Origin of the sequence: Actinomadura latina NBRC 106108, assembly GCF_001552195.1 — a bacterium.
GTDB classification, from domain to species: Bacteria; Actinomycetota; Actinomycetes; order Streptosporangiales; family Streptosporangiaceae; genus Spirillospora; species Spirillospora latina.
Genome location: NZ_BCQS01000011.1, coordinates 34,645 through 46,673, shown reverse-complemented (window position 1 = coordinate 46,673; position 12,029 = coordinate 34,645). Strand labels below are relative to the sequence as shown.

Annotated in this window: 11 protein-coding genes; 3 read left to right on the top strand and 8 right to left on the bottom strand. The window is 73.9% G+C overall.

Annotation, left to right across the window (positions count from 1 at the left end; all coding sequences use genetic code 11):
- Nucleotides 1–81 precede the first annotated feature (81 nt).
- Nucleotides 82–522, top strand: coding sequence for an SRPBCC family protein (locus AL2_RS16250; RefSeq protein WP_067634705.1), 441 nt, complete (start codon nt 82–84; stop codon nt 520–522).
- A 19-nt stretch (nt 523–541) separates the two neighbouring features.
- Here the strand turns inward: AL2_RS16250 and AL2_RS16245 are convergent, their stop codons facing one another.
- From AL2_RS16245 to AL2_RS16210, 8 genes are all read right to left on the bottom strand, one after another.
- Complete coding sequence (locus tag AL2_RS16245) at nt 542–2,029, bottom strand: hydrogenase large subunit (protein WP_067634704.1); 1,488 nt, start codon at nt 2,027–2,029, stop codon at nt 542–544.
- Nucleotides 2,029–3,486 (bottom strand): proton-conducting transporter transmembrane domain-containing protein, encoded by a 1,458-nt coding sequence (locus tag AL2_RS16240; RefSeq protein ID WP_067634703.1) that lies wholly within the window; start codon nt 3,484–3,486, stop codon nt 2,029–2,031. Before AL2_RS16240 ends, AL2_RS16245 begins: the two co-directional genes overlap by 1 nt.
- Nucleotides 3,486–4,145 (bottom strand): hypothetical protein, encoded by a 660-nt coding sequence (locus AL2_RS16235; RefSeq protein ID WP_067634702.1) that lies wholly within the window; start codon nt 4,143–4,145, stop codon nt 3,486–3,488. The genes AL2_RS16240 and AL2_RS16235 overlap by 1 nt, the downstream gene beginning before the upstream one ends.
- On the bottom strand, nt 4,142–5,086 hold the full coding sequence (locus AL2_RS16230) for a respiratory chain complex I subunit 1 family protein (RefSeq protein WP_067634701.1): 945 nt from the start codon (nt 5,084–5,086) through the stop codon (nt 4,142–4,144). Before AL2_RS16230 ends, AL2_RS16235 begins: the two co-directional genes overlap by 4 nt.
- A complete protein-coding gene (locus AL2_RS16225) occupies nt 5,083–7,098 on the bottom strand; it encodes a proton-conducting transporter transmembrane domain-containing protein (protein WP_067634700.1) in 2,016 nt (671 codons plus the stop codon). The genes AL2_RS16230 and AL2_RS16225 overlap by 4 nt, the downstream gene beginning before the upstream one ends.
- Entirely contained in the window at nt 7,095–7,580 is a 486-nt protein-coding gene (locus tag AL2_RS16220; protein WP_157438190.1) for an NADH-quinone oxidoreductase subunit B family protein, read from the bottom strand. Before AL2_RS16220 ends, AL2_RS16225 begins: the two co-directional genes overlap by 4 nt.
- A gap of 91 nt (nt 7,581–7,671) precedes the next feature.
- Nucleotides 7,672–8,028 carry an ArsR/SmtB family transcription factor gene (locus AL2_RS16215; protein WP_067634699.1) on the bottom strand — a complete coding sequence of 119 codons (357 nt, stop codon included), beginning with the start codon at nt 8,026–8,028 and terminating at the stop codon, nt 7,672–7,674.
- A 139-nt stretch (nt 8,029–8,167) separates the two neighbouring features.
- Complete coding sequence (locus tag AL2_RS16210; RefSeq protein ID WP_067634698.1) at nt 8,168–8,893, bottom strand: hypothetical protein; 726 nt, start codon at nt 8,891–8,893, stop codon at nt 8,168–8,170.
- 228 nt (nt 8,894–9,121) lie between these two features.
- On the opposite strand from AL2_RS16210, the gene AL2_RS16205 reads away from it, so the two are divergent.
- Together AL2_RS16205 and AL2_RS16200 are read left to right on the top strand one after the other, a co-directional pair.
- Entirely contained in the window at nt 9,122–9,733 is a 612-nt protein-coding gene (locus AL2_RS16205) for a TetR/AcrR family transcriptional regulator (RefSeq protein ID WP_067634697.1), read from the top strand.
- Nucleotides 9,730–11,961 carry an MMPL family transporter gene (locus AL2_RS16200; RefSeq protein WP_210748359.1) on the top strand — a complete coding sequence of 744 codons (2,232 nt, stop codon included), beginning with the start codon at nt 9,730–9,732 and terminating at the stop codon, nt 11,959–11,961. Before AL2_RS16205 ends, AL2_RS16200 begins: the two co-directional genes overlap by 4 nt.
- Nucleotides 11,962–12,029: the final 68 nt, after the last annotated feature.

Here is a 12,029-nt window from a genome sequence, read left to right as displayed (position 1 = left end):
CTCCCTGCGGGTAGCCGATCGCATGATTGTAGGGGCGCGCCCCGCACGATTTCTGATCATTGCGGTGGGAGGATGAACGGCATGGGACAAGTCGTGGTCAATGCGGAAGCAACGGTGCAGGCGAGCCCGGAGCAGGTGCTCGGAGCGCTCGCCGACTACACGGGGGTGCGGTCCCGCATGCTGACCGAGCACTTCAGCGAGTACGAGGTACGGGAGGGCGGCCAGGGCGAGGGCACGGTGGTGCACTGGAAGCTCGCGGCCACCAGCAAGCGGGTCCGCGACTGCCTGTTCACCGTGACCGCTCCCGGCAAGGACCGGCTGGTGGAGCGAGACGCGAACTCGTCCATGGTCACCACCTGGACGGTCTCCCCGGCCGCCGGGGGCGCGCGCGTCCAGGTCACGACAACGTGGGACGGAGCGGGCGGCATCGGAGGGTTCTTCGAGCGCACCTTCGCCCCCAAGGGCCTGCAGCGGATCTACGACGCCCAGCTGGCGAAACTGAGCTCCGAACTGGGCGCATGACCAGCGCGCCGGCCTCCCGTCACAGGTCGTTGCCCGCGTAGGAGAGGTTGAAGCTCTTGTTGACGAGGGGGAAGTCGGGGACGATCGCGCCGGTCAGCGCGACCGGGAGGGCCGGCCAGTTGAAGAAGGACGGGTCCACGATCTTCGCGCGGGACAGCGTCCCGTCCGGGGCGAGTTCGACGCGGTGGACGATGGTGCCGCGCCAGCCCTCGACGATGCCGGTGCCGGACGTCCGGCCGGTGCGGCCGGTGCGGGCGGTCGGCGGCCAGGACGTGACGAGGCCGGGGTTCATCGCGTAGGTCAGGTCGCGGATGACGTCGACGGACACGGCGATCTCGCGGACGCGGATCTGGAAGCGGGCGAGCACGTCGCCGGTCGTGGCGGTGGGGACGGTCAGGGCCGGGCGCAGGTCGGTGAACGGGTGGTCGCGGCGGGCGTCGGCGGGAAGGCCGCTCGCGCGGGCGACCGGGCCGAGGACGCCGAGGTCGCGGGCGGCGTCGGCGGGGAGCGGCGCGGTGCCGGTGAAGCGGTCGGCGACGACGGTGTGGCCGAGGGCGAGGTCGGCGAGTTCGGCGATGTCCGCGCCGATGGCCTTGAGCGCGGCCGGGTCGGGCAGCGTGCGCAGGACGGCGCCGCCGAGCAGGACGCCGCCGCGCAGCAGCCGGTGGCCGGTGACGCCGGCGTTGAGGCGCAGGAGCTGCTCGCGGACGCGGCCGAACTGGGCGTTCAGGACGGAGTGCCCGGCGTCGTTGCAGAGCGCGCCGAGGTCGGTGACGTGGTTGTAGAGGCGTTCGAGTTCGAGGAGGACGGCCCGCATCCGCTGGGCGCCGGGTGACACGGCGCAGCCGGCGGCGTCCTCGGCGGCGAGGCAGTAGGCGAGGGTGTGGCCGACGGTGGTGTCGCCGCTGACGCGTTCGGCCACCGGCAGCGCGTCGAGCGGCAGGCGCCCCTGGAACAGCTTCTCCAGGCCCTTATGGACGAACCAGAGCCGCGCCTTCAGCTTGAGGATGCTCTCCCCGACGACGGAGAACCGGAAATGGCCGGGTTCGATCATCCCGGCGTGGACGGGGCCGACCGGGATCTCGTACACGCCGGGCCCGTCCACCTGGACGAACGGGTAGGGGCCCTCCGGGTCGCCGAACGGGGGCGGCGGCCCGGCGTCGGCGCGCATCGGGTACCAGCCGCGCGGCCAGTGGTGGTGCCGGACGAGCCGGCGCGGCAGCGGATGGCCGGTCGGGACGATCCCGTACAGGTCGCGCATCTCCCGTTCGAACCGTCCGGCCGGGAAGCTGAGCGCGGCCAGGCTCGGGACGGCCGGGTCGTCCGGGTCGAGGCGGACGTGCAGTTCGGTGCGGCGGTCCGGGTCGGGGGCGGTGAACAGGTAGACGACGCGGGGCCCGCCGGGGTCCTCGTGGGCGGCGGCCAGGGCGAGGCGGTGCCCGTCCTGGAGCAGTTCGGCGGCGTGCTCGGGGAGGTGGGCGGCGTCGATGTCGATGGCGGTGGTCATCAGTGTGCTCCGAGGACGGCGGCGGCGTGGAGCAGGAGGTCGTGGAGGGGCCAGAGGGAGACGCCGAGCGCGGCGCACGCCAGCAGGCCGAGCAGGAGCCCGGCCGCCGTCCCCGGGCGCGGCCGGGACGGGAGGGCCGCGGCGCCGGGGCCGGTGTGCGGGCCGCCGAGCAGCATCCGGGCCGTCCCGGCGGCGATGGCGGCCGTGGCGACCAGCAGCAGGGCGAGCGCGGCGGCGACGGCCCAGCCGAGCCCGGCGGCGAACCCGGCGCGGAAGACGGCGAGTTCGCTGGCGAAGAGGCTGAACGGCGGGAAGCCGAGGAGCGCGAGGACGGCGGCGCCGAACGCGCCGCCGATCAGCGGTGAGCGGGCCGCGAACCCGCGCACGGCGCTGATCCGGCTGGTGCCGGCGGCGTGCTGGACGTGCCCGGACGCGATGAAGGCGACCGACTTGGCGAGCCCGTGCCCGAGCACGTGCAGCAGGACGGCGGCCATGGCGAGCTTCGTCCCGATCGCGGCGCCGAGCGCGAGCAGGCCCATGTGCTCGATGCTGGAGTAGGCCAGCATGCGCTTGTAGTCGCGCTGGCGCAGCAGCAGCGCCGCGGCGAGCGCGAGCGACGCCAGCGCGACGGTCAGCAGCAGGGCCCGGACGAAGCCCGCGCCGAGCGCCGCGTCCGCGATCACCTTGACGCGCAGCACGGCGTAGAACGCGACCGACAGCAGGACGCCCGACATCAGCGCGGACACGGGCGCCGGGGCCTGGCTGTGCGCGTCCGGCAGCCAGGCGTGCAGCGGCGCGAGCCCGGCCTTGGCTCCGAACCCGAGGACGAGCAGCCCGACGGCGATGCGCGTGACCTCGGGGTCGAGGCGCCCGGCGTGGGCGGCGAGGGCCGTCCAGTCCAGGGAGCCGGACGACGGGACGTGGGCGTGCTGCGCGGCGAAGTGCAGCAGCGTGATGCCGAGGAAGGCCAGCGCGATCCCGGCCGAGCAGATCACGACGTACTTCCAGGCGGCCTCGGTGGCGTTGCGGGTGCGGCGGTGCCCGACGAGGAACGCCGTCAGGATCGTGGTCGCCTCGATCGCGACCCACAGCGTCCCGAGGCTCGCGGCCAGCACGGCGAGGGCCATCGCGGCGACGAACGCCTGCGTGAGGACGCCGTACCGGCGCCTGTCGCGGGCGGACGCGTCCTCGGCGGCCAGGTAGGCGGGGCTCGCGAGCATGGCGAGCAGCGACACGGCGCCGATGACGATGAGCATGAAGGCGCTGAGGGCGTCGGCGCGCAGCAGCCCGCCGAGCCCGGTGTGCGGGGCGCCGGCGGCGAGCGCGATCCCGGCCGCGAGCACGGCGGCGGCCGCCGCGGCGCCCAGCCAGGACGTGCCGCGCCGCCAGCCGAACACGGCGTAGGCGGCGGCCGTCAGCAGCGGCGCCCCCATCGGGGAGATCAGCAGCAGGGTCATCAGTCGCGCAGCTCCCGCAGGTCGTCCAGGTCGGTGTCGCCGAAGGCGGCCCGCATCCGCGCGGTCAGCACCTGCAGCACCAGCACCGCGAGCAGCACGTCGAGCGAGACGCCGAGCTCCACGATGAGCGGCACCCCGGACGTGGTCAGGAACGCCACCGCGGTGATGCCGTTGTCCATGAGCAGGAACCCGACGATCTGCGACAGGGCGCGGCGCCGGGTCACGAGGACGAAGAGCCCGATGAGCACCACGGTCAGCGCGATCGGGACGGCGTGGGTCGCGGGCGTCGGGTCGAGCCGCACGATCGGGCGGGTGACGGCGTAGGACAGCAGCCCGAGCAGCGCCGCGATCGTGAGCGAGGTCGCCACGTTGACCAGCGGCTGCGTCTCCCGGCCCGGCCCGCCGCCGGCCATGGCGCGGCGCAGCAGCCACGGCAGGACGAGGGCGCGCAGCACCCCGATCCCGATGGCGATGGCGACGACCTCGGCGTCCTTCTCGTGGACGCCGAGGACCGCGATGAGCAGCGCCAGCGCCGCGCCCTGCAGCGCGAACAGCCGCACGATCGCGGCGAGGTCGCGGCGCCACAGCACCAGCAGGCCCGCGAGCAGGAAGGCGCCGCAGGCCACGTCGAGCAGCTGGACGTAGGTGGTGTAGTTCATGGCGCCACCAGGAAGAAGGACGATGCGACGGCGAACAGCGCGAGCACGAACGACCCGGCGAGCAGCTCCGGCACCCGGAACATGCGGAGCTTGGCCATGAAGACCTCGGCGGCGGCCAGCGCGCCGCCGGCGACCGCGACCTTGGCGGCGATCGCCGCGACGCCGACCGGCAGCATCGCGAGCGAGTCCCCGGCGATGCCCCACGGGGCGAACAGGTTGGACAGCAGGCCGAGCAGCACCGTCAGCCGCATCGCCGACGCCCACTCGACCAGCGCGAGGTCGGGTCCGGCGTACTCCAGCACCATCGCCTCGTGGATCATCGTCAGTTCGAGGTGGGTGGACGGGTTGTCCACCGGCATGCGGCCCGCCTCGGCGATGACGACGACCACGAGCGCGACGAGGGCGAGGAGGCTCGCGGGGAACACGACCTGCTGCGGGTCGTCCAGCGTGGACCCGACGATCGCGCCGAGGTTCGTGGAGCCGACCCGCACCGACAGCGCGAACGTCGACAGCAGGATGGTGGGCTCCACCAGCGCCAGCACGACCATCTCGCGGCTCGCGCCCATCCCGCCGAACGCGGTGCCGGTGTCGAGGCCGGCGAGCGCGAGCGCGACCGTGCCGAGCGCCAGCAGGGCCGTCACGGCGAACAGGTCGGCGGCGCCGTCCAGCGGGGACCGCGTCGTGACGAGCGGGACCACGGCCGCGACGACGAGCGTCGTGCCCGCGAGGACCAGCGGCGCCATGCGGAACAGCGGGCCCGTCCCGTGCGGGGTGATCGGCTCCTTGCGGAGGAGCTTGCGCAGGTCCCGCCACGGTTGCAGGACGCCGGCGCCCGCCCGGCCCTCCGCCCTCGCGCGTATCTGCCGCATCAGCCCGACCAGCAGCGGCGCGCCGGCCGCCACGAGGACGACCTGCAGGATCGTCCCGAGGATCCCGGTCACCGGATCACCGCCAGGGCGATCAGCAGGCCGGTGAAGGCGTAGAAGCCGTAGCCGACGTAGCGGTGGACGCTGCCGTTGGCCAGGCCGCGCGCCGCCTCGCCGGTCCGGGCGGCGGCCGCGAGGACGGGGCGGTACAGCCGGTGCTCGACCCGGTCGCCGACCTGCGTCCGGTAGGTCACGCTGTCCACGAGATAGGCCGACTCCTTGAGCGGGGTGACGTCCAGGTCGGTTTCGGGGGCGAGCACGTTGTCGAAGACGCGCTGCAGCGGTTCGGCGAACGAGGTCGCGGTGTACTCCATGCGCGGTGACAGGGGGCCGGCGCCGCAGTCCCAGAGCCGGGCCCGGCGGCGGGCCGCCCGGCGCGTCGCGGCGACGCGCAGCAGTGCGAGCAGCCCGACCACGGCGACCAGCAGGAACCCGGCGATGAGCAGCGGCGACACGGTGCCGGGCAGCCCGGCGAGCTGGAGGGTCACCGGGCCCGCCACGGCGTCCGGCCCGGGGACGGCGACGGCCACCGGCCGGACGATCACGGGCAGGACGAGCCCGGGCGAGAGCGCCAGGACGACGCAGCTCGCGGCGGCCGCGGCCATCCCGGCGAGCATCGGCGCCGGCGCCTCCCGGGCCCGCTCCGCCGCGGAGCTGCGCGCCCGCGCCAGGAATCCGACGCCGAACGCCTTCACGAACGTGGCGATCGCCAGGCCCGCCGACAGCGCCACCACGGCCACGGCGAGCGGCATCGTGACCGCCGTCATCGTCCCTCCGGACGGCAGGGCGTGGACGAGGCTCTGCAGGAGCAGCCATTCGCTGACGAACCCGTTGCCGAGCGGGAGCGCGGAGGCCATGAGCGCGCCGATCCCGAACAGCGCGGTGGTGGCGGGCATCCGGGTCCGCAGGCCGCCGAGGGCGTCCAGGTCGCGGGTGCCGGTGGCGTGCAGGACCGATCCCGCCGCGAGGAACAGCAGTGTCTTGAAGCCCGCGTGGTTGACGACGTGCAGCAGCGCGGCGGTCAGCGCCAGCGCGGACAGCGTGCGCGCACCGGACGCGGCGAACAGCCCGGACGCTCCGACGCCGACCAGGACGAGGCCCATGTTCTCGCACGTCGAATAGGCCAGGAGCCGTTTGAGGTCGCTGGAGACGGCCGCCTGGAGGATGCCGTACAGGGCCGAGCCGCCGCCGGCCGCCAGGACGACCAGCCACCACCAGGCCGGCCCGCCGCCCAGCAGGTCGAAGCCGACCCGGACGATCCCGTACACGCCGAGGTTCACCATGGCCGCGCTCATCAGCGCCGACACGTGGCTCGGCGCCTCCGGGTGGGCGCGCGGCAGCCACACGTGCAGCGGAGCGATCCCGGCCTTGGACGCGAAACCGAGGAAGACCGCCAGGAACACGGCGGCGCGTCCCGCCTCCGGGAGCCCGTCCGCCGCCGCGCGGAGCCGCTCGAACGACTCGCCGTGCGCGGCCGCCGCGAACCCGGCCAGCCCGGCGAGGATCACGACCAGCCCGAGATGCGTCATGACCGCGTACCAGAGCCCGGCCGTGCGGACCTCGTCCCCGCGGCGGTGCTCGGCCACGACGAGCAGCAGCGACGCCAGCGCCATCAGCTCCCACGCCAGCAGGAACGTGCTCACGCTCGCCGCCGCCGGGACCAGCGCCATCGCCGCCAGGAAGACCGGCGCCATCACCTGCGGGACGCGCCCGTCCAGGCCGCCGTGCCGGGTGTAGCCGACCCCGTAGACGGCCGCGCACACCGCCACCGCCCCCGTGACGGCGAGGAAGAGGCCGCCGAGCGGGTCCAGGGCCAGCCGGACGCCGGCGAGCGGCAGCAGATCGGGCAGCCGGGCGCTCCACTCCCCGCCCCGCATCGCCGCGACGCCCGCGACGGCGGCGGCCGCGCCCCCGCCCGCCGTGAGCGCCCCGGCGGCGACCCGCCTGGCCCGGCGGGGCAGGACGAGTCCCGCGACGGCCGCGAGCAGGTTCAGACCGAGGGCCGCCGAGAACGCGGCGGAGGTCATCGTCCGGTCAATCCGCGCAGCGCCGCGACGATCGCCTCCGGCGCGGGCGGGCATCCCGGGACCTCGACGTCGACCGGCACGACGTCCCGGACCGCGCCCGCGACCCCGTACGCGCCGGCGAAGACGCCGCAGTTCCGCGCGCAGTCGCCCAGCGCGACGACGACCTTCGGCTCGGGGACGGCCTCATGGGTGCGGCGGAGCGCCATCTCCATGTTGCGCGTGACCGGGCCCGTCACCAGGAGCGCGTCCGCGTGCCGGGGCGAGGCCACCTGGCGCACGCCGTACCGCTCCGCGTCGTACACGGGACCGAACGCCGAGGCGATCTCCACCTCGCAGCCGTTGCACGACCCCGCGTCGACGTGCCGGACCTGCACCGACCCGGCGAGGTCGCGGGCGCGCCCGGGAAGCGCCGGCTCGGGACGGTCCGGCGCGTCCTCGGCGGCGCGGCCGGTCCTGCGGATCTTGCGGAACAGGTCTCTCACTCTGGTCCCCGGGGTCGACTACTGACATGCGCAATTGCCAACTTTAGCAACTCATAAGGATGCTGAAGCCACACACCCGGCGACGGCCCGGTCAGCCCGCCCCGCGCCCCCGCCCGCCGGGCCCGCCGGAGCGCATCTCGTCCAGCAGCTCCGCCTGCCCGGACAGCACCCCGGTGAGGATTTCCCGCGCCACCGCGAGCAGCTCCGCGACGCGGGGGCTGGTCAGCGAGTAGACGACCGTCGCCCCCTCCTTGCGGGAGACGACGAGGCCCGCCCGCCGCAGCACGGCTAGCTGCTGCGACAGGTGCGCCGGCTCGATGCCCACCTCCGGCAGCATCTCGGCCACCGCGTGGTCGCGCTCGCTGAGCAGCTCCAGCACCCGGATCCGCGCCGGATGCCCCAGCGTCTTGAAGAACTCCGCCTTCAGCTGGTAGAGCGGCGCGCTCACCGCGCCCGCCCGCGGACCGTCCGTGGCACCATCGTCGCGGTACCCCTTCGCCGAAGTAGCAACATTAGCAATTGCCAAGGTTAGCAACTCCTGGGCGCACCGGTCCGGCGGCGGCCGCCGGGCCGCCGCCGGGCGGGTGTCAGCGGACGTCGATGTAGTCGTCCCGGGACTTCTGCTTGTCGAAGTTGCTCGTGCCGGCGAAGTAGGCGCGCCAGGTGCCGTCCCGCTTGGCCGTGAACCCCTTGCGGAAGCGGCCGTCCCTGGCGGTCTTCGCGGAGCCCATGTACGTCCAGGACTTGGCGCCCTTGGGACGGAAGTAGACCCGCATCGCCTTGCCCGAGTACGAGGTGTATCCGGTCCCCAGGTTGTTCACCCGGAAGAGGCGGCCCGACACGTAAAGGGTGCGGCCCTTGCGGATCGGCTCGGGCGCGGCGTTGAAGCCCTTGACGACCGTGTCGAACTTCTCGTACCAGTAGTTCTCGCGGCTGCCGAGCGCCTTTCCGCTCTTGTTGTAGGCGACGACGCGCACCCGCCACTTGCCCAGATCCGACGTGGTGGACGGGCACCCCACGCCCCACCCGACCTGGGCGCCCGGCAGGACGCGCTTGTAGACGGGCCAGAGCTCGCCGTCGGGTTCGATGACGTACGCCTTCGAATAGGCGACACCCGGCCCCTCGGTCCCCCACGCCCAGACGTCCATGGCGCAGGACTTGCTGTACTCGCCCTTGCCGACGGTGAGGTGCCTCGGCACCTCGATGCGGAACTGCAGGGACGCCGCGTCCGCGGCGGTGACTCCGCCGATGAGGACGCCTCCGGCGACGGCCAGCGCGGCGGCCCCGGAAACCCATTTGTGATAAGTCGACATATCACCCTTTCTATACCGAGACGATCATGCCAGCGACGCACGGAGATCTCCACCGGAATACCGAATGCCACTCGTTCCGCACCCGCTCCTTTATCGGCAGTTCTCGGCGGAATGGCCCCCCGGCGGAAGCATCGCGTTCGTCCCGGGGCCCGGGCGGCACGCGCCCCCACCCGAACGGGCGGGGCCGCTTCTCTTGCAGTGTGCAATGTTCTGGCGTACCTTGGCCAAGTGGACAATGCGAATGGACAGGGCGCCCGGCCAACCAGTGCGGAGCAGGGCGCCGCGACCCGGACGGCGATCCTGGCGGCCACGGCCGCCCTGATCGCCGAGCTGGGCTGGGGGCGGGTCACCATGCGCGGGATCGCCGCGCGGGCCGGGGTGCCGCACGGCGCGATCAGCTACCACTTCCAGAACAAGGACGACGTGCTGCGGCAGGCCGCCGTCGCAGGGACGCTGCGGGCGCTGGCGCAGCCGCTCGCCATGGCGCAGGCGGCCGGGAGCGTCCAGGAGATGTTCGAGGGCACCCTCGGCTGGTTCGCCGGCGGGGGCCTGCGGGACCCGTCGGTCGCCCTGCTGCTGGAGACCGTGCGCCAGTCCGCCCGCGATGCGGCCCTGCGCGACCCCCTGACCGCGGAGATGCGCAAGTTCCGGGCCGCGCTCACCGCACTGGTCGAGCGGAACCAGCGGGAGGGCGGGGTCGCCCCCGGCCTGCCCGCGTCCGGGACCGCGACGGTCGTCGCCGCGCTCCTGGACGGCCTGCTGCTGCACCTGATCCTCGACCCCGAGCTCGATCTGTCGGACGCGGCCGAGGCCGTGCGAACCTTCCTGAGAGGCGGATGATGGGACAACGTCGCTGGGGCACCCTGATGGCCGAGCACCGCCGGCTGGTGATCACCACCTGGATCGTGCTGCTCATCGCCTGCGGGGTGAGCTTCCCCTTCCTCTTCAAGCAGCTCAAAGCGCCCAACTACGGAGTGGAGGGCGCGCAGTCCACCCGGGCCTCGGAATTAGTGCAGCGGTACTTCGCCGGGCACGGTGACGAGCAGGACGTGATCGTCTTCGACAGCGCGCAGGGCCGGATCACCGACCCGGCGCGCAAGGCGGCCGTCCAGAAGGTCGTCGCGGAGGCCCGGCGGGAGACGGGCGTGGTCACCGTGGTCGGCCCGTTCGACCCGCGGGCGCAGGGGCAGGTGTCCGCCGACGGGCACGCCGCCCTCGCCCTCGTCGCGCTCAAGGGCGACGCGCACCGGCTCCCCACCCGCGCGGCCGACCTGCAGGACGCGATCGACGGGGCCGCCGGGGACGGCGTGGCGGCCTACCTGACCGGCTACTCCCCCATCACCAACGACCAGACGGCCGTGGAGAGCGCGGACGCCGAACGGGCCGAGTCCGTCGGCATGCCGCTCGCGTTCGTGGTGATGGTGCTGGCCTTCGGGGCGGTGACGGCGGCCGTGCTGCCGCTCGTGCTGGCGATGGCGGGCCTCGTCCTCACCTTCGGCGTCATCTACCTGCTCACGTTCGGGTTCACCTTCGACGCGTTCCTGCTGACGATCGTCACGATGATCGGGACGGGCATCGGCATCGACTACGCGATGTTCATCGTCAGCCGCTTCCGGGAGGAGCTGGCGCGGCGCGGGGTGACCCGGGACGGGCCGCGGCGGGAGGCCGACATCGCGGCGGCCGCCGGGACGGCGGTCGCGACGTCCGGGCGGACCGTGCTGTTCTCCGGCGTCGTCGTCGCGATCTCGGTGTGCTCGCTCTACATGATGGACGCGCCGGTCTTCCGGGAGATCTCCACCGGCGTGCTGATCTCGGTGATCTGCACCCTCGCCGCCGCGCTGACCCTGCTGCCCGCCGTCCTCGCGGCGCTCGGCCCCAAGGTCGACGCCGGGTCGCTGCCCGAGCGCTGGCGCCCGGCGGACCTCCGGCCCGGCGCGAAGGCCGAGCACGGGCCGTGGGCCCGCTGGGCGCACCTGGTGATGCGCCGCCCCGTCGTCTTCGGCGTGATCGCCGCGGCGCTGCTGGTCGCCGCCGCGCTCCCCGTCACCGGCCTGAAGTACGGCATCGACCTCGGCACCGCGTCGCTGGACGGGCGCCCGACCGCCAAGGCGCAGGCCGTCCTCGAACGCTCCTTCAGCCCCGGCGCCGTGTCGCCGGTGCAGATCGTCGTCACCGGCGCGGACGGCGGCGCGCTGGACGCCGCCGGGCAGCGGAACGCCGCGCGGCTCGCGTCGCTGCTCGCCGGGGACCACCGGGTCGCGGCCGTCGAGTCCACGCCCGGCTCCGGGCGGGTGCTGATCAACGCCGTCCCGTCGGTGCCCATCGACTCGTCGGACGCCGAGGCCCTCGTCAAGGACGTCCGGCACGACCTCGCCCCCCGGGCCGCGGCCGGACAGGAGGTGCTCGTCGGCGGCGCGACCGCCACGTTCGTCGACCTGTCGCACGAGACCACGAGCAAGCTCCCCTGGGTGATGGCGCTGGTGCTCGGCCTGTCGCTGCTGTTCCTGCTGGTGGTGTTCCGCAGCATCGCGCTGCCGGTCAAGGCGGTCGCGATGAACCTGCTCGTCACCGCCGCCGCGGTCGGCATCACCGTGGCGGTCTTCCAGCACGGGTACGGCGAGGGCCTGCTCGGCTTCGAGAGCACCGGGTTCCTGCAGGTGTACCTGCCCATCACGGTGTTCGTGCTGCTGTTCGGCCTCTCCATGGACTACGAGGTCTTCCTCATCCGCCGGATGAAGGAGGCGTGGGAGGACGGCCACGACAACGCCGCCGCCGTCGCCACCGGCATCGAGCACACGGCCCGGCCCATCGCCGCCGCCGCCGCGATCATGGTGGCGGTGTTCGGCGGGTTCATGACCGCCGGGATCCTGGAGCTGAAGGAGTTCGGCCTGTCGCTCGCGGTCGCGATCGCGCTGGACGCCACGCTGGTGCGGCTGGTGCTCGTCCCGGCGCTGATGAAGCTGTTCGGCGACTGGAACTGGTGGCTGCCCGGAAGCCTCGGCAAGCGGCTGCCGCGGCTGAACGAGGACGGGGTCCGCCCGCCGGCCGAGCGGCATCTGGCCGGCTGACGCGACCCGAAGTCCCTCCGCACGGCGCGGGCGCCCGCCCCCGGGGCGCCCGCGCCACCCTCCCGGGA

Coding starts and splice junctions, on each gene's coding strand:
- AL2_RS16250 (WP_067634705.1), top strand. CDS start 82: ATGGGACAAGTCGTGGTCAATGCGGAAGCAACGGTGCAGGCGAGCCCG.
- AL2_RS16225 (WP_067634700.1), bottom strand. CDS start 7,098: ATGACCTCCGCCGCGTTCTCGGCGGCCCTCGGTCTGAACCTGCTCGCG.
- AL2_RS16200 (WP_210748359.1), top strand. CDS start 9,730: ATGATGGGACAACGTCGCTGGGGCACCCTGATGGCCGAGCACCGCCGG.
- AL2_RS16210 (WP_067634698.1), bottom strand. CDS start 8,893: ATGTCGACTTATCACAAATGGGTTTCCGGGGCCGCCGCGCTGGCCGTC.
- AL2_RS16235 (WP_067634702.1), bottom strand. CDS start 4,145: ATGAACTACACCACCTACGTCCAGCTGCTCGACGTGGCCTGCGGCGCC.
- AL2_RS16240 (WP_067634703.1), bottom strand. CDS start 3,486: ATGACCCTGCTGCTGATCTCCCCGATGGGGGCGCCGCTGCTGACGGCC.
- AL2_RS16245 (WP_067634704.1), bottom strand. CDS start 2,029: ATGACCACCGCCATCGACATCGACGCCGCCCACCTCCCCGAGCACGCC.